This window comes from Kineosporiaceae bacterium SCSIO 59966 (assembly GCA_020881835.1).
In the GTDB taxonomy this organism is placed as follows: domain Bacteria; phylum Actinomycetota; class Actinomycetes; order Actinomycetales; family SCSIO-59966; genus SCSIO-59966.
The window spans coordinates 2787892-2809033 of the sequence record CP052876.1 but is presented as its reverse complement, the minus strand read 5'-3'; the positions used below and the strand labels follow the sequence as shown (position 1 = coordinate 2809033).

The 21142-nt window shown below is 71.7% G+C and carries 14 protein-coding genes, 1 tRNA gene and 2 pseudogenes; 5 read left to right on the top strand and 12 right to left on the bottom strand.

The genetic code is table 11. The features are described from left to right. Positions 1-181: 181 nt before the first annotated feature. Complete coding sequence (locus tag HJG43_13150; GenBank protein ID UER55328.1) at positions 182-1579, bottom strand: hypothetical protein; 1398 nt, start codon at positions 1577-1579, stop codon at positions 182-184. Then, positions 1579-3621, bottom strand: a complete 2043-nt coding sequence (locus tag HJG43_13145; GenBank protein UER55327.1) for an ATP-binding protein — start codon at positions 3619-3621, stop codon at positions 1579-1581. The genes HJG43_13150 and HJG43_13145 overlap by 1 nt, the downstream gene beginning before the upstream one ends. A gap of 74 nt (positions 3622-3695) precedes the next feature. Between HJG43_13145 and HJG43_13140 the strand changes: the two are divergent. Then, positions 3696-4148 (top strand): annotated as a pseudogene (locus HJG43_13140) (hypothetical protein). A gap of 572 nt (positions 4149-4720) precedes the next feature. Here the strand turns inward: HJG43_13140 and HJG43_13135 are convergent. After that, positions 4721-5977 carry an IS256 family transposase gene (locus HJG43_13135; GenBank protein ID UER55326.1) on the bottom strand — a complete coding sequence of 419 codons (1257 nt, stop codon included), beginning with the start codon at positions 5975-5977 and terminating at the stop codon, positions 4721-4723. Between the two features lie 183 nt (positions 5978-6160). Here HJG43_13135 and HJG43_13130 point away from each other — a divergent pair. Next, positions 6161-6573, top strand: a pseudogene (locus HJG43_13130) (recombinase family protein). Here the strand turns inward: HJG43_13130 and HJG43_13125 are convergent. Continuing rightward, positions 6551-6623 (bottom strand) — tRNA-Lys (locus HJG43_13125). The pseudogene HJG43_13130 and the gene HJG43_13125 sit on opposite strands and share 23 nt — an antisense overlap. A gap of 42 nt (positions 6624-6665) precedes the next feature. Continuing rightward, positions 6666-7673, bottom strand: coding sequence for an EAL domain-containing protein (locus HJG43_13120; protein ID UER55968.1), 1008 nt, complete (start codon positions 7671-7673; stop codon positions 6666-6668). Positions 7674-7901: 228 nt separating this feature from the next. Here HJG43_13120 and HJG43_13115 point away from each other — a divergent pair, with 228 nt between their 5' ends. Beyond that, positions 7902-8342 carry a DUF2795 domain-containing protein gene (locus tag HJG43_13115; GenBank protein ID UER55325.1) on the top strand — a complete coding sequence of 147 codons (441 nt, stop codon included), beginning with the start codon at positions 7902-7904 and terminating at the stop codon, positions 8340-8342. A gap of 41 nt (positions 8343-8383) precedes the next feature. On the opposite strand, the gene HJG43_13110 is transcribed toward HJG43_13115, so the two are convergent. The 6 genes from HJG43_13110 to HJG43_13085 all read right to left on the bottom strand — a co-directional run bounded on the left by HJG43_13110 (position 8384) and on the right by HJG43_13085 (position 17283). Further along, a complete protein-coding gene (locus HJG43_13110) occupies positions 8384-10816 on the bottom strand; it encodes a DUF3516 domain-containing protein (protein ID UER55967.1) in 2433 nt (810 codons plus the stop codon). Between the two features lie 97 nt (positions 10817-10913). Further along, on the bottom strand, positions 10914-11636 hold the full coding sequence (locus tag HJG43_13105; GenBank protein ID UER55324.1) for a PspA/IM30 family protein: 723 nt from the start codon (positions 11634-11636) through the stop codon (positions 10914-10916). 13 nt (positions 11637-11649) lie between these two features. After that, positions 11650-13689: a TPM domain-containing protein gene (locus tag HJG43_13100; GenBank protein ID UER55323.1), complete on the bottom strand. Its 2040-nt coding sequence runs from the start codon at positions 13687-13689 to the stop codon at positions 11650-11652. A 337-nt stretch (positions 13690-14026) separates the two neighbouring features. After that, positions 14027-15373, bottom strand: coding sequence for an IS110 family transposase (locus tag HJG43_13095; GenBank protein ID UER55322.1), 1347 nt, complete (start codon positions 15371-15373; stop codon positions 14027-14029). A 145-nt stretch (positions 15374-15518) separates the two neighbouring features. After that, on the bottom strand, positions 15519-16589 hold the full coding sequence (gene ribD, locus HJG43_13090; GenBank protein UER55321.1) for a bifunctional diaminohydroxyphosphoribosylaminopyrimidine deaminase/5-amino-6-(5-phosphoribosylamino)uracil reductase RibD: 1071 nt from the start codon (positions 16587-16589) through the stop codon (positions 15519-15521). Positions 16590-16599: 10 nt separating this feature from the next. After that, positions 16600-17283: an HAD family hydrolase gene (locus HJG43_13085; GenBank protein ID UER55320.1), complete on the bottom strand. Its 684-nt coding sequence runs from the start codon at positions 17281-17283 to the stop codon at positions 16600-16602. Between the two features lie 102 nt (positions 17284-17385). On the opposite strand from HJG43_13085, the gene galE reads away from it, so the two are divergent. Next, positions 17386-18402 (top strand): UDP-glucose 4-epimerase GalE, encoded by a 1017-nt coding sequence (gene galE, locus HJG43_13080; protein UER55319.1) that lies wholly within the window; start codon positions 17386-17388, stop codon positions 18400-18402. On the opposite strand, the gene HJG43_13075 is transcribed toward galE, so the two are convergent. Next, entirely contained in the window at positions 18387-19460 is a 1074-nt protein-coding gene (locus HJG43_13075) for a PHP domain-containing protein (protein UER55318.1), read from the bottom strand. The genes galE and HJG43_13075 overlap by 16 nt on opposite strands. A 155-nt stretch (positions 19461-19615) precedes the next feature. On the opposite strand from HJG43_13075, the gene HJG43_13070 reads away from it, so the two are divergent. Continuing rightward, complete coding sequence (locus HJG43_13070) at positions 19616-21118, top strand: metallophosphoesterase (GenBank protein UER55317.1); 1503 nt, start codon at positions 19616-19618, stop codon at positions 21116-21118. Positions 21119-21142 lie beyond the last annotated feature (24 nt).

Here is a 21142-nt window from a genome sequence, read left to right as displayed (position 1 = left end):
GCTCCTGGGTAACGCAGTGGCGACTGGTACCTGCTCGCCATAAGCGGGTGATCAACGTCGCCAAGGGGTGCGAGGAGCGGGCGTGGGTTGTCGAGGATGTGCGTCGGGATTGCGGGGGCGACAGCGTCAGCTGCGTGAGCAGCCCGGAGGGGTGCGGCCGGCAGCAGAGCCACATTCTCCATCACGGCGCAGACCGTACCGGAGCGGCTTGTCCACCAGACGAGTCGACGCCGAGACGTTTGGTGGCCACAAGGCGGAGCACATCAGTGCCCACACCAATCGGGAACGCGGCCTTCCCGTGCGCGGCCGCCACCGGGATGATGCCATCGACGTACATTGAGGAACCGGTGCGGTCGATCACGTCGAGGATTGCCGGCAGCGTCGGGTAGGCCGCCGGGTCGGCTTGGCCCCCGTTGGCATCGTACGGTGCGCCGGTCTGTGGTGGCACGGTCGGGACGACGACTCGCCCATCAAGCGCGCGATACACGAACTTGCGGCCCCAGTACGTCTCCTTGCCGTAGGCGCGGGCGTTGTTAGCATTGACGACGCGAGCAATGATCTGTTCATCGCATACCAACAGGTCACCAGGTTCGAGAATGCCGTGCCGCGCCAGTTGGCGCGCGTAGTCGACCAGAGCACCGGACTTCTCAATCCCACAAACGTATGGCGCTTTGCCCGGAGCAGTACTGCCCATCGCTTGGAAGTATTCAAGGGCTCGCCCGCGCAGCTTTGCTGGTGTGCCGAACACGGCCAGCGGGCCATCGACGATGAACAGCGTAGTTGGCAGAGCCTTATGGCGCGACTGCTCCCACAGCAGCGTCGCCAGCCCGACCAGCACCAACAGCTCGACCACCGACATCAGCCGCCCGAGAGCGGACTGGTTTGTGCCCTCTTCGCCAACCTCCTCGTGGATACGAAGCACGTCGGTGGGAAAAAGGTGCACGCCGCACGCGTCGCAATCGGCGCCAGCGGGCGGCACGGGAACGTCCTTCTTGCAGTCCTGCGTCGGGCAGTTAACCGGCACGGTGGCCGCTGGCGACCCGGGAACGCCGTGGAGAAGGAAAAGCAAATCAAGCAGCGGCTGGTCGAGGCGATTGACGTCGATCTTCTTCTGCCGAAACAGCTCGTTGATAGCCTCGCGCCACGACGTCACAATGTCGACACCGGCACGCGTGTAGGCGCCGGCGACGGGCAGGTCCAGCGTCACAAGAGCGGTGTTGACCGCACGCTCGATCTTGTACGGGTCGACGAACCGCTCAGCCCGTTGCGACTCCATGACGCCGAGATCCACATACGCTGCGGCGGCCTGCGCGAACCCGTACAGGACCGATGGAAGACCATCACGCACCTGCTCAACGACGTGTGAACCATCGATCGCCAGCGCGGCGGTGAGCCGCTCCGACGCAGGCGGGGCGAGATCGCCCCGCGGACAAATTCGCTCGCGGATCGAATCCGAGTCCTGGATCGCCTCAGCCGGAACATGAAAGGTCCGTTGGTCCGCAATCGCCCGTATGGCGGCCGCTGAATGCCCCAGCCGCGACGCGATCTCGTGAGTCCCGCCGGCAGTCTCGTACGGCATCAGGGCGCCGTCCCGTTCAGCGTTAACGGCGGGTCACCAGCCGCTGCTCGTGCTTCGTTGACGAGCGCGATGTCGTACCGATCGATCTGGACGGGGACGATGTACGGTGAGGACAGTGTCTTGAGTCGCACGTAGCCGCGGTCCTCGGAGGCGATGATCGCATCTGAGAACGCTCCGAAGTCGTAGAACTTGGCCAGTTCCCGCACCTCTGTTGTGTTGTTCAAATGGGCGACAACCCAGTTGGCAGTATTCGCTTTGACCTGGTGCGCTACCCCCGAGACCTCCTGCGTCGCGTAGGTCATGCCGAGGTTGAGTTTGCTGGCTTCCTTGGCGAGCTTGACCCACACATCGAGGTCATCCTTGTACCGGTCCGACGAGAACAGGTTGTGAGCCTCCTCAAGCATCACCTGGATATGCGGTGGTTCCTGTCCCGACGTAAACACCTCGGTCTGCTTAAAAAGGAGCCGACGCGTAATCGACTCGCTCAGCGCCTTGGTCACAGCCTCGGCCCCGACATGCAAATCGACGATCACAATGCGACCTCGGACCAGCTCCCCGTAGATCTCAATCGCAGGGTCGTTCCGTGTCGCAGGGCTATGAAACGGGCGCAACGGATTCAAGTTTCGCCAGCCTCGGACCCTGCGGTTCCCGCTGCGAGTCGTGAAAATCGGCTCAACGCTCTTCCAGCGGACATCCTTCGTAAAGTCGGTCGCGTCGGCGTCTCCGGCGTCACGAAGCTCCACGATCTTGTCGACGACATCCTCGACGTCTGCTGCAGCAACTGTCACAAGATTGGCACTACCTCCGGCCCGTTTAAACGGATTGCGGCCCAGTCTGGCGACGATCTTCTGCTGAAAAGTGCTGCCGATGTTGATTGGCACACGAAAATTTGTCGGCACTGCGAACCCTGCACGCATCAGCGCACCATAGAGAACAAGTCGGGCGCGTTGGGCATGTGTGGTTGCGGAGCGGTCCCCCGGCACGTCCGCGTAGGACGTACCCGCGAAGTCCTTGACGTAGCCGGACTCATCACCGCTTAGCGTGTCGGAAATTAGCCCCTGAACGGCGTCGATCTGGTTCTCAGAAAAGAAGTTGATATTGAGAGGCTTCACGTGCGGCTGCGTACCGTCCGCGCCAAACTTGAAGATGCGGACATGGTTCGCGCCAATCGCTGCGATCTCGGTGCCATCCTGCGTGTTCGGGTTAGCGTACTCTCCCTGCGGATCGAAGATCAGCTGACCAATGGGGTGTCCACCCGTGGCACGCTGTCGCTCGGAGACCACGAAGGTGCGCGCGATGATGATCTTTGCAGTATTCGACTTGCCCATCCGGGTCATACCGAGCAGAGCGGTCTTGTTGCCGATGAAGTCTCGGATGTTGACTTCGACGGCAGCGTCGGCTTGCTTAGAGGTCTTGGCTCGCCGTCGCGTCGCGGAGTACCGCACCGCGCCGATACGTACGCGTTCCACGGGGCGCCCGGTGGGCTTAAGGTAGGAAGCGATCGTTGCCAGGCCGTCGCCGATCGGTTTCAGGACTCGGTATGTGGACGTGGCATAGAAGTTGTCCACGTCGGCACCGAACTCAAGCACCTTCTGCCCGTCCATGTCGTCTTCATAGAAGGTGCCGAGGATTTTGCACCGTACGCCGGTAAACGAAACTCGGTTCTTGGTGAACGGGTCGAGTTCCGCATCGAGCACAGCGGACGGCGATGGGTCCTGGTTGTTCGAGAGAGCTGTGCGCAGGGACTCCTCGCGCACGGCGTGTAGGTCGCGTTCAAGCGACAATGGTGCCGTGCCCTCGACACGCAGAAGCAGCACCTCGTCGTCGTCGACGCGAGGATCGTTGACGTCCTGCGCGGTCGCAAGCAGGAACGAGAATTGCGGAATTCCGCCGGCGTCGAATTTCCAGCGGTCATGTGTCAGCACGACGGCTTGACTGTAGTCGATCTGGTGAATCGCACCGATCCGCGTCGACCGACCGTCTGCAAGCAACTCCGAACGGAGTAACGATCCGGCGCCGACGCCAGGGATAAACTCAGTCATTCTCGCCTCTCGAGAGACACCAGCGGACGCAACCTCGCATAGCCTACTGAAAGTTCTCGTACCATGTGGCCGACGCCCTGCGGGCGGCGCTGCGGCGCGCCCTCGCCGGTGGAGATCCTGGGTTCGTGATCGCCACCGCGATCCGCGACGGCAACACCTTCGGTCACGCCGATGGCCCGGCAGTGCCGGTCTGGTGCCTGTGGACGCCGCAGGGCGGCGATGCCGTGCCGCGCCGGTACAGACTGGCCGAACTGCCCCAACGTGGCCTCTCCATCGAACGCAGCGCCTCGAACACCGACCAGCCGCTCAACGAGGCGGCGCTCGACCCGAACGACCGCGAGATGTCGCGCCGCGTCGACACACCCCAGCCCGAAGCAGCCGACCCGGCAGGCTACGTGGACGACGATGACGAACTCGACGACGTGACGCTCTACGACGACGCGGACGATGACGACGTGTACCGCGCGCCGGTAGCCCCGACGCGGCTGGAGGCGTTGCGGCCCCGGCGGACACGCTGGGCCGCCTGAATCCCTCTTGTCGCAGGGGTTCCCGCGCGCTGCCGACTGCCCCAAGGTGGTCACCGACGATGACCTGATCCGCAGGAAGGACAGCGACGACGGCCGCACCGGTCCGCGTGGCTTGGCCCGTCCCCTTTGCACAGCACGGAAATCTGAACCCGTTGTACGTCGAGCTGTCCGCCGTGGTCCCGCATCTGGCCAGACCGCACCGGGACGCCGAGACAGGGTCGAGACGAGACACCGAGACCGCAAGCGAGACCGGCGAGACGCGCAGTCTCGCGCCGTGTCTCGCGGTTTCGACATTGGTCTCGGCGAATGTCTCGGGTGGACAGTGGGAAGGGTTCAGTCGACCGGTGATCGCTGGCCCCGACGGGTGCTACGACAGTCGGGGAGTCGAAGCGGCACAATGGTTGGAGCGGTTCAGACCCCAGGGTTCTTGAATCGCGCGTAGCGGCGCGGCCATCACCCTCACCACGAACCCTCTACTGTGGAGGCTTCCGGGGTGCTGGTGACCAGAGAGCCGGCGGGGTCAAGTCCTGTGGTGTGGTGTACGAGGTTGATCCCTCGCTGGGCGTGTGGGATTAGGCGGTGAGGGCCTCCTGGGCGTCGTGGAGATCGCTTTCGCCGGTGTGGGTGGTGTCGCCGGGGATGAGGGTGATGCGGCTGCGGGCTAGGACGTCGAGGCCGAGGTAGCGGCGTCCTTCGGTCCGTTCGTCGTGCTGCTCGGCGAGGACTGCGCCGACCAGGCGGATGATGGCGTCGCGGTCGGGGAAGATCCCGACGACATCGGTGCGGCGGCGGATCTCGCGGTTGAGGCGCTCGGTGGGGTTGTTCGACCAGATCTGGCGCCACACCTCGCGGGGGAAGGCGGTGAAGGCCAGGATGTCGGCGCGGGCGGCGTCGAGGTGGTCGTGTACGGCCGGCAGCTGGTTGGCGACGGTGTCCAGCAGCTTGTCGAACTGGGCGTGCACGGCGGCCGCGTCGGGCTGGTCGTAGACGCTGTGCAGCATTGCCTTGACCCCGGGCCAGGCGCCCTTGGGGCAGGCGGCCATCAGGTTGGCGGCGTAGTGGGTGCGGCAGCGCTGCCAGGACGCGCCGGGCAGGGTGGCGGCGATCGCCTCGACCAGGCCGGCGTGGGCGTCGGAGGTGACCAGGGCGACCCCGGTCAGGCCGCGGGCGGCCAGGTCGCCGAAGATGCCCAGCCAGCCGGCGTGGGTCTCCCCGGTGGCCACCTGCACGCCGAGCACCTCGCGGTGCCCGTCGGCGTTCACCCCGGTGGCCACCAGCACCGCGACGTTCCGGACGCGGCCGCCCTCGCGGACCTTCATCGTCAGGGCGTCGGCGGCCACGAACGTGTACGGGCCGGCGTCCAGCGGCCGGGTGCGGAAGTCCGCGACGTGCGCGTCGAGGTCGCGGGCCATCACGCTGACCTGGGACCTGGACAGCCCGGTGATGCCCAGGGACTGGACCAGCGTGTCCATCCGTCGGGTGGACACGCCGAGCAGGTAGCAGGTCGCCACCACGGAGGTGAGCGCCGCCTCGGCGCGGCGGCGACGCTCGAGCAGCCAGTCCGGGTAGTACGTCCCGGCGCGCAGCTTGGGGATCGCCACGTCCAGCGTGCCGACCCGGGTGTCCAGGCCCCGGTGCCGGTAGCCGTTGCGGGAGGTGGTCCGCGCCGCCGAGCGGGTGCCGTAGGCGGCGCCGCACACGGCGTCCGCGTCCGCGCTGAGCAGCGCGTTCACAAAGGTGGTGAGCAGCTCGCGCATCAAGTCCGGCGAGGCCTGCGCCAGGTGCTCGTGCAAGAACTCGGCAGGGTCGATACTGGGTCCAGCGGTCATCGTGGTGTCCTTCTTCGAGGTGGTTGTGAGAGATCACTCGAAGGATCACCCGGTGGCCGCGCCTACGTCACGTAAGGCGCGCCCATCACCCCGGGTCCTACACCACTCTGCTGGACTCCACTGCCGGCGGGTCCTGCTGATCGACGGTTGCCCAGTGACCGCCTGACAGCCCACCAAGACCGGGTGGCTATCGACCGGTACCTGACCGCGTTCGAGCGCGGCACGATGGACGAGAAACTGATCGCCGACCGGCTCACCGAGCTGCGAGCCAAGAGCAAGCAACTCCGCGTTCGCCGCGACGAACTGACTCTCGCGCTGGACGACGAACCCGCCATGCCCGAGCCCGCTACCCTGGCGGCGGTGGCCGATCACATCGGTGAGATCATCACCAACGGCATCCACAACCAGATCAAGGCCCGCGTCGAAGCCTGGTCGCCAAGGTCACCATCACCTATCCCGACCGGCTCATCCCGGTCTTCCGCATCCCCCAACCCCGCAGCAACGACGGGGCCGCACCCGCCCTACCAGCGGAAACGGCCCCGAACGGAGTGGCTCGCACAGTGACTAAATCGGTGGGCCCCGTGGGGCTCGAACCCACAACCCGCGGATTAAAAGTCCGCTGCTCTGCCAGTTGAGCTAGAGGCCCCGGAGGGGCCAGCGTACGGGGGCAGCGACCGGACGCGGGCGATCACCCCCGCCTGAGCGTTCCAGTCGCCCCGGACCGATCCTTCACTCGCGGTGTGGCCAGCCGCGGTGCCGCCTCCGGTCGACCGAACAGCCAGCCCTGGCCCAGATCGGCGCCGAGGTCACAAACGAGGTCCCTGGTCACCTCCGTCTCGATGCCCTCGGCGACGACGACAGCGCCCAGCTCGTGGGCGAGGGCGGTGACGGCCCGGACGACGGCGGTGGCCCCGGCGTCCGGCAGCGCCTGGACCAGCGCCTTGTCGAGCTTGACGACCTCGGGTCGGACCTGGGCGAGCAGAGTGAGGCTCGAGTACCCGGCTCCCACGTCGTCCAGTGCGACCCTGGCCCCCATCCTCCGGTAGTACTCCAGGATCCCGAGCAGGTGGTCGGCGTCCGCCACGGCGTGGGACTCCACGACCTCGAAGACCAGCCGGTCCATGTCGATGCCTGACCGTCGCGCAGCCCGCTCGGTGGTGCGCAGACACACCTCGGGCCGGTAGATGGACGTCGGGTTGAAGTTGACGAAGAGCTCGCGGTCACCGAGCCAGGCCGCGGCGCCGTCGATGGCGCTCTCACGTCCGATCCGGTCCAGGGCGTGCAGCCAGCCGGCAGACTCGGCGGCCGTGAACAGGTCCCCGCCGGGGACGAGCTGGCCGTCCTGCTCGGCGCGCAGCAGCGCCTCGTACGCGACGACGTCCTCGTCGGCGAGCCGGACCACTGGCTGGTAGTAGGAGAAGAACCGGTCGGCGTGCAGGGCCCGCACCGCCGGGGCGGCGCTGGACCGGGTGACCACTGCCTCCAGCGACGGGGCACCGAGCAGTCTGGAGACCAGCTCGTCGCGGCTGGCCGGCAGCGGGCCGCTGTACAACCGCATCTCGCGGAGCTCCACGGCGGTGAACCGGTCCGCCATCAACTCGAGCAGGCGGGGCAGACCCGGCCCGGAGACCCACAACGTCCCGGGGACGTCACGACGGACGTCGAGACCCAGCTCACGGGCCGCGTCACCGACCATCCGCAGGGCGTGCCCCGTTCGGCTCGCCAGCACCATCTGCTCGTCCTGCGGCGCCGTCCCGGGGTCGAGCGGCGACCTGCAGGCACACGTCCCCGCGCACCCAGTCACCCCAGCCGCATCGGCCGCGGCGGGGGCGGACTTGAGCGCTGCCCAACGCGACCGTTCCCCGCTCGCCGCACGAGGTCCGCCCCGAGGTGTGAGACCGCGACGAGTGGGTAGTGCCTGGGCATGGGACGTAACAGCCAGCACCCGACCGGAAGCCAGCCGTCGCACGACCCCGGCACCGCTGCCGACGAGGCCGCCGCCCACGAGACCCAGGGCCTGGTCCAGGGTGGCCACTCCTCCCGGGCCGAGGAGTGGCGTGACCCGCAGGCCTCCGCCGAGGGTGAGCCGCGGGCGTCCTGGACGCCGGGGACCCCGGAGCAGCCCGGGACGCCGGCGGGGATGACGAACGAGGACGTCGAGCGGCGCAGTGAGATCGCCCGGTTCCTCGGCAAGGACCTGTGGCCGGCCGACCGGGACACCCTCGTCTCCACCGCCCGCGGCAACGGCGCTCCGGACGACGTCGTCGGCGCCCTGTCGTCGCTGCCCGACGGGACGTACGAGAACGTCCAGGACGTCGCCAGGGCCCTGGGCATCGGCACCGAGGAGGGCCGAGTCGGAGGCTGAGCGGGTCGGAGGCTGAGCGGGCCGGACGGTGTGGGGCCGGCTCAGAGCTGGTCGACCGCGGTCACCGTGACCACGGCGGTGCCCTCCTCGTCGCTGGCGTCGAGGTCGACCTCGGCGCTCAGCCCCCAGTCGTGGTCCCCCGCCGGGTCGTCGAGGATCTGGCGCACCCGCCACCGGCGGGGCTCGCTGGTGTCGACGATGAGCAGGTGAGGGCCGCGGGCGTCCGCGCCGGTGAGGATCTCGCCGTGCTCGGCGAAGTACGGCTCGAGCGCCTCCTGCCAGGCCTGCCCTGTCCAACCGGCGGCGGCGTCCAGCTCCTCCAGCGCGCTCCAGTCCCGGCGTGCCGCCAGCTCCACCCGCCGGAACATCGCGTTGCGGACCAGCACCCGGAACGCACGCTCGTTCGCGGTGAGCGGCCTCGGCGGGCGCGCCGCGGCGGGGGGCTCCGCGGCGACGGCCGCGACCCGGTCCGGGTCGGTCAGCTGCTCCCACTCCTCGAGCAGGCTGGAGTCGGTCTGCCGCACCGTCTCCCCGAGCCACTCGACGATGTCGACGAGCTCGTCGGTGCGCGCCCACTCGGGGACCCCGCCGCGCAGCGCGCGGTAGGCGTCGGCGAGGTAGCGCAGCACCAGTCCCTCGGAGCGGGCCAGTCCGTAGAACCGGACGAGCTCGCCGAACGTCATCGCCTGCTCGTACATCTCCCGGACGACGGACTTCGGCGAGAGCTCGTAGTCGGCCACCCACGGGTGACCCTGCCGGTAGGTCTCGTACGCGGCCTCGAGCAGGTCCGCCAGCGGCCGCGGGTGCGTGACGTCCTCGAGCAGCTCCATCCGCTCGTCGTACTCGATGCCCTCCGCCTTCATCTGCGCCACCGCCTCGCCGCGGGCGCGAAACCGCTGCGCCGTGAGGACCTGCCGCGGGTCCTCCAGGGTCGCCTCGATCACGGACACGACGTCGAGGGCGAACGTCTCGGCGTCCGGGTCCAGCAGCTCGATGGCCGCCAGGGCGAATGTCGACAGCGGCTGGTTGAGGGCGAAGTCCGCCGGCAGGTCGACGGTGAGCCGGACGCGGCGGCCCTCGGCGTCCGGCTCGGCGAGCTGCTCGACGACCCCGGCGGCGAGCAGGGACCGGTAGGCCGCGATGGCCTCCTTGACGTGCCGCACCTGCGCGGCCGGCGGCTCGTGGTTGTCCCGCAGCAGCCGCCGCATGGCCACGAACGCGTCGCCCGGGCGGGCGATGACGTTGAGCAGCATCGAGTGCGTGACCCGCATGCTGCTGGTGAGCGGCTCGGGGTCAGACGACACCAGCCGCTCGAACGTCTTCTCGCTCCAGGACACGAAGCCCTCGGGTGGCTTGCGGCGCACGACCTTTCGGCGCTTCTTCGGGTCGTCACCGGCCTTCGCAAGCGCCTTGAGGTTCTCCACCTCGTGCTCAGGCGCCTGGACGACGACGGTGCCGGCGGTGTCGTACCCGGCCCGGCCGGCCCGGCCTGCGATCTGGTGGAACTCGCGGGCCTTGAGGTGCCGTTGCCGGACGCCGTCGTACTTGCTGAGCGAGGTGAGCACCACGGTCCGGATCGGCACGTTGATGCCGACCCCGAGGGTGTCGGTGCCGCACACGACCTTGAGCAGACCGGCCTGGGTGAGCTGCTCCACCAGCCGCCGGTAGCGCGGCAGCATCCCCGCGTGGTGGACGCCGATCCCGTGCCGCAGCAACCGGTTCAGCGTCGGGCCGAACCCGGCGGAGAACCGGAAGCCGGCGATGAACTCCCCGATCCGGTCCCGCTCCTGGCGGGTGGCGACCTGGGCGCTGGTCAGGGCCTGGGCCCGCTCGAGCGCCGCTGCCTGGGTGAAGTGCACGACGTAGATCGGTGCCTGGTGGGTCTCCAGCAGCTCGGTGAGCGTCTCGTGCAGCGGCGTCGTCGCGTACCAGAAGTGCAGCGGGACAGGGCGTTGCGCGGACGCCACCTCCACGGTCTGGCGGCCGGTGCGCCGGGCCAGGTCCGCCCGCAGTGCCGTGGTGTCACCGAGGGTCGCGGACATGAGCAGGAACTGGGCGCGGTTGAGCTCCAGCAGCGGGACCTGCCAGGCCCAGCCGCGGTCCGGCTCGGCGTAGAAGTGGAACTCGTCCATGACGACGAGCCCGATGTCGGCGTCCGGGCCCTCGCGCAGGGCCACGTTGGCGAGCACCTCGGCGGTGCAGCAGATGATCGGCGCCCCGGCGTTGACGCTGGCGTCCCCGGTCATCATGCCGACGTTCTGGGCGCCGAACACCTCGCACAGAGCGAAGAACTTCTCACTCACCAGCGCCTTGATCGGCGCGGTGTACACGCTTCGCCGGCCGGTGGCCAGGGCGGCCAGGTGCGCGCCGGTGGCGACGAGGCTCTTGCCGCTGCCGGTCGGCGTCGCCAGGACGACGTTGCTGCCGCTGAGCAGCTCGATCAGGGCCTCGGTCTGCGCGGGGTACAAGTCCATGCCCTGGTCGGCGACCCAGCCGGAGAACGCGTCGAAGACGGCGTCCGGGTCGTCTCCCAGGTCACGACCGGCGAGGACGTCGGTCAACGGCACCAGGTCAGGACCCGCTGCGCGCCTTGAGCTCGGCCAGCCGGGCCTCCACCTCGGCGTCCCGCGAGTGGTCCTTGAGCTCCTCGAACTGCGACTCCAGCGAGGACGACGCGAGCTCGGCGCGACCGGCGACCATGGCCTCCTCCCGGCGGACCTTCTCCTCGAACCGGGAGATCTCCGAGGTCGGGTCGAGCAGGTCGATGGAGGACACGGCCTCGTGCACCTGGGCCTGCGCAGCGGCGGACTTCTGCCGGGCGACGAGCTGGTCGCGGGTGCGCTGCAGCTCGTCGAGCTTGGCCTTCATCTGCTGCAACCCGGTCTTGAGCTTGTCCACGACCTCGGTCTGGGCGGTGATGGTGGGCTCGGCGGCACGGACCTCCGCCTCGGCGGAGAGCTGCCGCTCGATCGCGATCCGCGCCAGCCCGTCGAACCGGTCGGCCTCCGCGGTCTGCCCCTGGGCGCGCAGCTCGTCGGCCTTGCGGGAGGCGGCCAGCGCCTTGCCCTCCCACTCCTTGGCGGCGCGCTGGTCCTCGTCGCGGTCCTGCTCGGCGAGGCGCAGGTTGCCGATGGTCTGCGCGATCGCCTCCTCGGCCTCGCTGATGCTGGAGCGGTAGTCGCGGACCATCTGGTCGAGCATCTTCTCGGGGTCCTCGGCGGCGTCCAGCATCGCGTGGATGTTCGCCCGGGCGAGCTGGGCGATGCGGCCGAGGACTGTCTGCTTCTGCGCCATGGTGGCAGTCTGCCTAGAAACGGCCGCCGCCGCCACGACGTCCGCCCATGCCACCGCCGAACCCGCCGCCGAACCCGCCGCCGCCGCCACGGCGTCCGGCCCCGCCGAACCCTCCACCGAAGCCCCCGCCTGCGCGGCTCCCGCCTCCGAGCCCCCCGCCACCGAGGATCTGGCCCAGCAGGATCCCGGCGAGCATCCCGCTGCTGTTGCTGCGGCCGCCGGCGATCCCGCCGCCGAAACCCCCGCCGTAGCCGCCGCCCTGGCGGCGGTACCAGTCCTCGACGTCCGCCCTGGCCAGCCGGCCCGCCTCCTCGGCGAGCCGGTCGGCGTGCTGGGCGGCGGTGAGCGCCGCCTGGGGATCGTGCGGGGCGACTCGCTCGGCCTCGGACAGCTGGTGCTGCGCCTGGGCGAGGCGGGTGCGGGCCGGGCTCTGGACGGCGCCGCGCCGGGTGGCGATGAAGTCCTCCACCGCCTGGATCTCCGCCCGGGCGGCCACCAAAGCCGATTGCAGGTGCGCCTCGGCGCGACGGCGGGCCTCGGTCTCCTCCCGGTGCGCCCCGCGGGCCCGCTCCAGGGCTGCGTCGGCCTCCACGACCCGGTGCAGCGCCCCGAGCGGGTCGGCGGCCTGCGTCTGCTCGGCCTGCCGCAGCGCGGCCTCGGCGGCCGCGACGTCCTGCTCCGGCACGTGCTCGCCGCGGGCCTCGCGGACGTCCGCGCGCAGCTCGGCGAGTGCCTCGGGCAGCCGGGAGACGGCCTCGGCGAGATCCGCGCCCGCGCGCTGGACGGCGTCCAGCAGCCGGCCGGCCTGGGCCACCGCCTGCTCGGCGGCCTGCACCCCGTCGGCCGCCCGGGCCCGGGTCTCGGTGCTCTGCAGCGCGGTGCGGGCGTCGGCGACCGCCGTGCGGGCGAACTCGATCCGGGCCCGCGCCTCCTCGACGTTGTGGGCGACGCTCTGCAGTGCCGAGTCGGCGTACCGGAGGCGCAGCTCGACCAGCTCTGCCTCCGCGGTCGGGACGCGGGACTCCACCTGGGCCGCGTCGCGCTCGATGGCGTTGAGCCGGGCCGGCGCGTCCGCGAGCAGGTCGCGCAGGGCGTCGAAGGCCTCGGCCTCGGCGTCCAGCACGTCGTTGGCGCGGGTCGTCACCTCGATGATCTCGGTGAGCAGCGCCCGGCGCTCCTGATCGGTCTCCGGCCGGTCGTCGTCCAGCTGCTGGCGGATGGCGAACCCGCGGGCCAGGGCGGCCCGGGCCTGTGTCAGCGCCTGCTCGAACCCGGCGGTCCGCTCGCTGCCGAACTCGGCGACGGCGAACCCCAGCTCGGTCTCGCTGGAGCGCACCGCGTCGTCGGTCTCGACCAGCAGGCGGTTGGCCTCCCGCTCCAGCTCCTCGGTGCTGCGCTGCGGCGGGCCGGCGGGGGACCCGCCGGCGGCCGAGGCGCTGCGGCGGCGCCGGCTGACCAGGACGGCCCCCAGGGCGAGGACCCCGGCGCCGGCGAGCAGCCAGGGCAGGGCCGAGGCGATCCACGACCCGGCCGAGCCGCCGTCCGGGTCGTCTGCGGCCGGTACCTCGTCGGCAGGCGCGTTACCGGTGAGCGCGGCCCGGTACCCCGAGGCGGCCGCGACCACCGCGCCGTCCCAGTCGTCCACGGCGAGGGCGGACTCGACGTCCCGGGCGACGTCCTGCAGCTGCTCGTCGGTGATCTCGGCGGCGGCGTCCACCGAGTACGCCCACGCGCGGTCCTCGACCGCCACCGCCATCAGGTAGTCGTCGACGCCGAGGTCGGACTCGATCGCGGTCTGGTCTGCCCACTGCTGGGCGGGCAGTCCGTCGAAGGTGTCGACGAAGACGACGAACAGCTGGACGCCCGTGTCGCGTCGCAGCTCCTCCAGGGCCGTCTGGACGTCGGAGCCGGACAGCACGCCGGCGGCGTCGGTGACCTGCTCGTCGAGGCGGCCCGGGGGCTCGGCAGACGCCGTGGACGGCGCGAGCAGGGCGAGCAGGGCGAGCAGGGCGGCGACGAGGAGGGCGGGCAGCAGCCGGGTGCGACGGGTCACGGTGGTCAGTGTGCCCGCCCCTGCGTCGTGCCCGCAGAGTGCGACGGGAGGGTGGCGGGATTGCATGATCACCAGCGTAAGAGGTTTCACGTCAAGGTCTTGGGTCGTTTTGATCTTGTTGGTGGTGTGTGGGGTTCCCCGCCGGGGGGGGTGGCCGGGGTCGGGTTCCTCGTCTCTACGTAGCTGGCAAGTGGGCTTGGGGTCCCAACAGCGTTCAAGCGAGCTTGTGAGGTTCCCTGGCGGCCTGGCGGGGCTGCTCATGGTGATCATCGAGGTGGAAGGGTTTCCCCTCTACGAAGGTGCGAGCTCGCCCCGCCGGGGTCGGCGGGTGTGCTGGTCAGGCGGCCATGGGGGCCTCGGTGGTGGGGCCGGCGGCGATCCGGGGGTCCCAGCGCTGCCCGGTGGTGGTGACGGCGTAGATCCAGCGCAGCAGGGTCGTGGCGCAGGCCACGTGGGCCTGTGCGCGGGTGAGCCGGTTGTGCTGGCGGCTGGTCAGGTGGGCGTGGCGGGCGGCCAGGACCGGGTTGTGCCGGATCACCGTCCAGGTGGCACGCCAGGCGGCCAGCCGCAGCCCGGGGCGGCCGCGTTTGGAGGTGCGGGTGCGGCCGCGGAAGGTGGCCGAGGTGTTCTCCACCGGGTTCAGCCCGGCGTGCTTGACCAGGGACCGTGCGCTGTCGAAGCGGGTCGGGTCACCGGCCTCGGCGAGGATCTGCGCGGCAGCCGGCAGGGACAGCCCGGGGATCGAGGCCAGCGGGTCGCTCAGGCCCAGGGCGTCCACGGCGGTGAGCATCTCCTGCTCGACGGTCTGCTGCTGGGCGCGGGCGGCGCGCAGGTCATCCACCGCCCAGGCGGCGCGTTTGAGCGCCCCGGCGCGTTGGCGGGCCACCGCGCCGGTGGTGTCGTTGAGGGCGGCGAACACGCCCTCGACGATCCGGCGGCGGATCTTGCGCCCACCCCAGCGAGGCAGCTCACGGCGCACCGCGTCGGTGAACCGGGCCAGGCCCATCCGCCGCAGCCGGGCCGGGTCACCGTTGCAGCGGTCCAGCACCACCGCCACCGACGCCTGCCAGGTCATCGACTCGAACGGCTTGCTCGCCGCCGTCAGGACCGTGGGCCAGCCCACCGCGAGCAGGTCACGCAGCTGCAGCACCGCCCGGGTCGACCGGGTGATCAGCTCACCACGACGGCGACCGAGGTGCCGCAGCACCGCCCACTGCTCCTCCACACGTTCGGGGACGTAGCAGCGCAGCTCACCGGCCAACCGGGCGATCAGCACCGCATCCTTGTAGTCGGACTTGTCCCGGGTGTAGTCCTCCTCCTCCCGGGCCCGGGCCGCGGCCAGCGGCTGCACACACACCACCAGCAGGTCCCGCTCGAAGGCGGCGTCCTGCACCGCCATCCACCGTGACCCGGTCGGCTCACACGCCAACGTCACCGCCGTGAACCCGGCCCGCGCAGCCTGCTCCACCGCCCAGTCCAGGACCGGCCCCAGCTCCCACGCCTTGCCCTTGAACACCCGCCGGGCCAGTACCCGGCAGTCCCGGTCAGTGACCACCACCATCTGGGTGTCCTCCCCCAGATCAACCCCCACCACCGCAGCCGACGCCGGCACCGCCGCACGCAGCCGGGCCCGCCGCTCGTTACGCCGCCGATCACCCCGAGTCAAACCCGTACCATTACCCATGGACGTCCTCCTGTTCATCGCGTTGGGACACCAAGCCCGAGACGTGTACACAGGAGGACGTTCTATGCGAACCCCCTCCCAGAACGCCATTACTACGAGGGGGGGAGGGGGTGGCGGGTCGCGGGAGGGTGGCGGGATTGCATGATCACGAGGGGGGTGGGGGTGGCGGGGCGAGGGGGCGGAGGGTGAGGCGCAGGTCGGGGCCGACCCGGACGACGTCCTCGAGGGTCAGCCGGACGGCGTCCGCGATCGTGCCGATCCCGGCGTCCTCGAGCGCCGCGGGCCCGGCGCCGAGCAGGGCCGGCGCGACGTAGGCGACCACCCGGTCGACGAGTCCGGCCCGCCAGAACGCCCCGGCGAGGTGCGGGCCGCCCTCGAGCAGCACGTGCCGCCGCTCCCGCGCGAACAGCTCGCGCAGCAGCGCCTCGAGGTCGAGGTGGCCGTCGGGGCCGGTGCCGACGTCGGCCGCGGTCGCCACCCAGGTCGGCGCCGTGTCGTCCCGGACGCGGGCCGCAGCCGGGGTCCGCCCGTGGGTGTCCGCGACGACGCGCAGCGGCTGGCGCGCCGCGGGGACCCCGTCGGCGTCCCGGACGGTCAGCGCCGGGTCGTCGGCGAGCACCGTGCCGACGCCGGCGAGCACCGTGTCGACCTCGGCCCGCAGCCGGTGCACGTCCGCCCGGGCCTGCGCCGAGGTGATCCACCGGCTCGTGCCGTCGGCCGCGGCGACCCGGCCGTCGAGGGAGGCCGCGACCTTCCACGTGACGAACGGCCGGCCCCGCCGGACGGCGGTCAGCCAGGGCTCGTTGACCCGTTCGCAGGCGTCGGCCTCGACGCCGACCTCGACGCTGAGCCCGGCGGCTCGCAGGGTGGCGGCGCCGCCACCGGCGGCCGGCGAGGGGTCCGGGGTGCCGATGACGACGCGGGTGACGCCGGCCTCGACGAGCGCCCGGGTGCACGGCCCGGTGCGCCCGGTGTGGTCGCACGGCTCGAGGGTGACGACCGCGGTCGCGCCGCGGGCCGCCGCGCCGGCCGCCCGCAGCGCCACCACCTCGGCGTGCGGGCCGCCGGCCTGCTCGTGCCAGCCCTCGCCGACGGTGAACCCCTCCGGGGACAGCAGCACGCAGCCCACCACCGGGTTCGGCAGCGTCGTCGTCCGGCCGCGGGCGGCGAGCCGGACGGCTCGGAGCATCGCGGCGACCTCGGCGGGGGCGGCCACGCGCTCAGGTCTACCGCAGCAGCTCCTCGACCCGGGGCACGAGGTCGGCGGGCGTGTCGAGGAGCTCGAGCGGGTTCGCCGCCCGCAGGTCGGTGTCGCAGAACCCGCCGCTGCGCAGCAGCACGCACCGCATCCCGACTGCCGCCGCGGCCCGGGCGTCCCACGGGGTGTCGCCGACGACGACGCCGCTCGACCCGCCGGCGGCCGCCAGCGCGGCGGCGAAGACGTCCCCGGCCGGCTTGGAGGTGTCCACGTCCTCGGACGTCGTGACGCCGGCCAGGTGCTCGTCGACGGCCAGCAGCCGCCGGGCGGCGTCCAGGTGCTTGGCCTTGCCCGAGGAGGCGAGCACGACCCGCAGCCCGGCGGCCGCGCACGCCCGGACGAGGTCGCTGGCACCGGGCAGCGGGCGGACCTGGTCGACGAGGTCGTCGTACCGGGCCTCCCACGCCTGCCGTAGGGCGTCGCCGTGGTCGCGTTCGACGTCGTCCCCGGCGACCGCCGCCGGCAGCCGGTCACCGCCCATCCCGACGGCCCGGTGGATGCGGGCCGCCGGGACGTCGACGCCGACGCCGGCGAACGCCGCCCGCCAGGCGACGACGTGGTGGTAGGTGGAGTCGACCAGTGTCCCGTCGACGTCGAGCAGCACGGTGTCCGTCACCGGGTCACCCTGGCACGGCGCCGGTCCGGCGACCATCCGGCAGCGCCCCGCAGCGGGCCGGTCACACTGTGCTGTTTCCGGCTCCCGGTTCCGGCGTTCGCACCTCGGCGCAGCGCAATGCGTTCCTACCGTCGCGGTATGAGGACGCTGGTGACGGGCGGTGCCGGGTACATCGGCAGCCACACGGTCGTCCAGCTCGTCGAGTCCGGCCACGAGGTCGTCGTCCTGGACAACCTGTGCACCTCACGCCGCGCGGCCCTGGACCGGGTCGCCGGCCTCGTCGGCGCCCCGGTCCCGCTGCGCCAGGTCGACGTGCGCGACGAGGCCCAGGTACAGGCCGTCCTGGACGACGTCCGGCCGGACGCCGTCGTCCACTTCGCCGGGCTCAAGGCGGTCGGTGAGTCCGTCGGCGACCCGGAGCGGTACTACCGCACCAACGTGGCCGGGACGCTCAACCTGGTCCGCGCGATGCAGCGCACCGGCTGCCGGGTGCTCGTGTTCAGCTCCAGCGCGACGGTGTACGGCGACCCCGCCGCGGTGCCGGTGCGCGAGGACTTCCCCCTGCAGCCGACGAACCCCTACGGCCGCTCGAAGCTCATGGTCGAGCAGGTGCTCCGCGACGTCGCCGCGGCCGACCCCACCTGGCGCGTCGCGCTGCTGCGGTACTTCAACCCGGTCGGCGCCCACCCCTCGGGCCGCATCGGCGAGGACCCGCTCGGCGTCCCCAGCAACCTGCTGCCGTACGTCTGCCAGGTGGCGGTCGGCCGACGCGACCGGCTGCACGTCTTCGGCGACGACTACCCCACCCCGGACGGGACCGGGGTACGCGACTACATCCACGTCGTCGACCTCGCCGCCGGTCACCTCGCCGCGCTGCACGCTCTCGGCCACCGCACCGGCTGCCACGTCTGGAACCTCGGCACCGGCCGCGGGTACAGCGTGCTGGAGGTGGTCGCCGCCTTTGAGCGGGCCGCCCGGCGGGTAGTGCCCCACGACGTCGTCGACCGCCGCCCCGGGGACGTCGCGGTCTGCTACGCGGACCCGCTCCAGGCGGAGGCCGACCTCGGCTGGACGGCGAAGCTCGGGATCGAGGAGATGGTCCAGGACGCCTGGGCCTGGCAGGCCGCCAACCCGCAGGGCTACCCGCCCGACTGACCCTGGCCGGGTCGAGCATGGCCGGGCTGAACCTGGCCGGACTGGGCATGCCGTCCGGTCCAGGCCAGCAGCCGCTCGGCGTCCCAGGTGTTGACCACCCGGTCGGTCGGCACCCCGGCCTCCTGCGCCCGGGCGGCGCCGATCTGCTGCCAGTCCAGCTGGCCCGGGGCGTGCGCGTCGGTGTCCACGGCGAACAGGCAGCCGGCGTCGAGCGCACGGCGCAGCAGCCGCATCGGCGGGTCGAGCCGTTCCGGCCGGGAGTTGATCTCGACGGCGACGCCGCGGGCGGCGCAGGCCGCGAACACCGCGTCGGCGTCGAACTGCGACTCCGGGCGGGGGGAGCGGGGACCGGCCACCAGCCGGCCGGTGCAGTGCCCGAGGACGTCGGTGTGCGGGTTCGCCACCGCGCCGAGCATCCGCCGGGTCATCTCCGCGGCGTCCGCGCGCAGCCGGGAGTGCACCGACGCGACGACGACGTCGAGCCGGCCCAGCAGCTCCTCGGTCTGGTCCAGGCCACCGTCCTCGGTGATGTCGACCTCGATCCCGCTGAGGATCCGGAACGGCGCAAGGCGCTCGTTGAGCCGGTCGACGACGTCCAGCTGCTCGGCGAGCCGCTCCGGCGACAGGCCGTGGGCCACGGTCAGCCGCGGGGAGTGGTCGGTCAGGGCGATGTAGTCGTGCCCGAGCTCGACGGCGGTGAGCGCCATCTCCTCGACCGGGCTGCCGCCGTCGGACCAGTCGGAGTGCACGTGCAGGTCACCGCGTAGCGCGGCGCGCAGCTCCTGCCCGCCCTCGGCCAGCACAGCCGCCTCGTCCTCCAGGCGCTGCAGGTACGCCGGGACCTGCCCGGCGAGGGCCTCGGTCGCGATCCGGGCGGTCGTCGCGCCTACCCCGGGCAGGTCCGTCAGGCTCCCGCCGCGGGCCCGGCGGGCCAGCTCGTCGTCGTCGAGCCGGGCGAGGGCGGCCGCCGCGGTCCGGAACGCCTTGACCCGGAACGACGGCGCCGAGGAGCGCTCGAGCAGGAAGGCCACGCGGCGCACGGCGTCGACGGGATGCACGCCGGTCATGCTGCCCCAGCCGCGCGCTGGTGCGAGACGGGCCGGACGCGAGACGGGCCGGACGCGAGACGGGCCGGACGCGAGACGGGCCCAGTCCCCGCGTCGCGGCGTCCTGGTCGGGCACCGGGGTCCTCCCGGGGCAGAATCGCACCACGATGACCCTGCCGACTCGTGTACGTCGCGGCCTGCGCTCCCTGGCGCTGGCCGCCGTCCTCGTCGCGGGCGGGGCCACCGGCTGGGCCCTGGCACCTCCGGCGTCGACGTACCTCGGCCCGCTGGAGCTCGAGGTCGAGGTCGTGCCGAGCCTGCACCCGGGCGCGGCCGTGCAGCTGCCGCCGGTGGGGGAGGTCCAGTTCGCCACCCACCAGGCACCTGTGGCGGTCAACGCCTCGGTGACCTCGGTGGACCTGGACAGCGCCGAGGCCCTCGTCGACTCCCCGCAGGGGCTGCTGGCCCTCCAGGTCGCCGCACCGCAGGTGCTGCGGGACGTCGTCACCAGGGCTGCGCTCAGCGCGGCCGCCAGCGCCCTGCTCGGCGTCCTCGTCGTCACCGCGCTCGTCTACCGCCGGCCGCGGACCGTGCTGCGCGCCGGCTCCGGCGGGCTCGTCGCGGTGCTGGCCCTGGGCGGGATCACGGCTCTCACCGCCGACCCGGCCGCCCTGCAGCAGCCACGGTTCACCGGCCTGCTCTCACGCGCCCCGTACCTGGCCGGGGCCACGACCGGGGCGCTGGACCGCCTGGAGTCCTACCGCAGCGGCCTGGCCGACTTCGTCTCCGCGGTCAGCACGCTGTACACGACCGCCGACCGGGTCCCGATCCTGCCCGCCGCCGACGGTGTCACCACCGTGCTGCACGTCTCGGACATCCACCTCAACCCGCTCGGTCTCGACGTCACCCAGCGGCTCGTCGACCAGTTCGGGGCGGCCGCCGTCGTCGACACCGGGGACATCACGACGTGGGGCACCCCGGTGGAGTCCACGTTCCTCGACGGGATCGGCGACATCGACGTCCCGTACGTCTTCGTCCGCGGCAACCACGACTCCCGGGTGACCCAGGCCGCGGTCGCCGAGCATCCCAATGCCGTGGTTCTCGACGGGGACGTCGCCAAGGTGGCGGGGCTGACGTTCGCCGGGATCGGCGACCCTCAGTTCACCCCCGAGGAGGGGCAAGGCGCCGGCGGCCAGGAGCGCCGGGAGGTCGTCGGACGGTCGGTGGAGCGGCTCGCCGAGGTGATCGAGGGCTACGAGCGGCGCACCGACGACCGCGTCGACGTCGCCCTCGTGCACGACCCGAGCAACCTGGACGCCGTCCTGGGCCGGGTGCCGCTCGTGCTGGCCGGGCACTACCACTACCGGGTCGTGCGCCGGGACGACACCGGGACCCAGGTGATGGTCCAGGGGTCCACCGGCGGGGCGGGGCTGTCCGCCGCCGGGCTGCGCCGGCTCGAGGACGGCGAGCCGCTGCCGCTGACCGCGACCCTGCTGCACTTCGCCGCCGAGGGCGAACGGGCCGGTGAGCTGCTGGCCTTCGACGAGGTGACCGTCGGCGGGCTCGGCCTGACGTCGGTGACCGTGGAGCGCACGGTCGTGGACCCACCAGCGGCCGATGCCGCCGAACCCGTGACGGCGCCGACGTCCCCGGCTAGCGTGGGCCGGTGAGGGACGGGGCTTCCCGACGGGGAC

What these genes read in the sequence shown, in the direction of transcription:
- HJG43_13135 (UER55326.1), bottom strand. Translation starts at nt 5,977, where the DNA reads ATGACCGCTGGACCCAGTATCGACCCTGCCGAGTTCTTGCACGAGCAC.
- HJG43_13150 (UER55328.1), bottom strand. Translation starts at nt 1,579, where the DNA reads ATGCCGTACGAGACTGCCGGCGGGACTCACGAGATCGCGTCGCGGCTG.
- HJG43_13110 (UER55967.1), bottom strand. Translation starts at nt 10,816, where the DNA reads ATGGACTTGTACCCCGCGCAGACCGAGGCCCTGATCGAGCTGCTCAGC.
- galE (UER55319.1), top strand. Translation starts at nt 17,386, where the DNA reads ATGAGGACGCTGGTGACGGGCGGTGCCGGGTACATCGGCAGCCACACG.
- HJG43_13105 (UER55324.1), bottom strand. Translation starts at nt 11,636, where the DNA reads ATGGCGCAGAAGCAGACAGTCCTCGGCCGCATCGCCCAGCTCGCCCGG.
- HJG43_13070 (UER55317.1), top strand. Translation starts at nt 19,616, where the DNA reads ATGACCCTGCCGACTCGTGTACGTCGCGGCCTGCGCTCCCTGGCGCTG.
- HJG43_13115 (UER55325.1), top strand. Translation starts at nt 7,902, where the DNA reads ATGGGACGTAACAGCCAGCACCCGACCGGAAGCCAGCCGTCGCACGAC.
- HJG43_13095 (UER55322.1), bottom strand. Translation starts at nt 15,373, where the DNA reads ATGGGTAATGGTACGGGTTTGACTCGGGGTGATCGGCGGCGTAACGAG.
- HJG43_13085 (UER55320.1), bottom strand. Translation starts at nt 17,283, where the DNA reads ATGGTCGCCGGACCGGCGCCGTGCCAGGGTGACCCGGTGACGGACACC.
- HJG43_13145 (UER55327.1), bottom strand. Translation starts at nt 3,621, where the DNA reads ATGACTGAGTTTATCCCTGGCGTCGGCGCCGGATCGTTACTCCGTTCG.
- HJG43_13120 (UER55968.1), bottom strand. Translation starts at nt 7,673, where the DNA reads ATGGTCGGTGACGCGGCCCGTGAGCTGGGTCTCGACGTCCGTCGTGAC.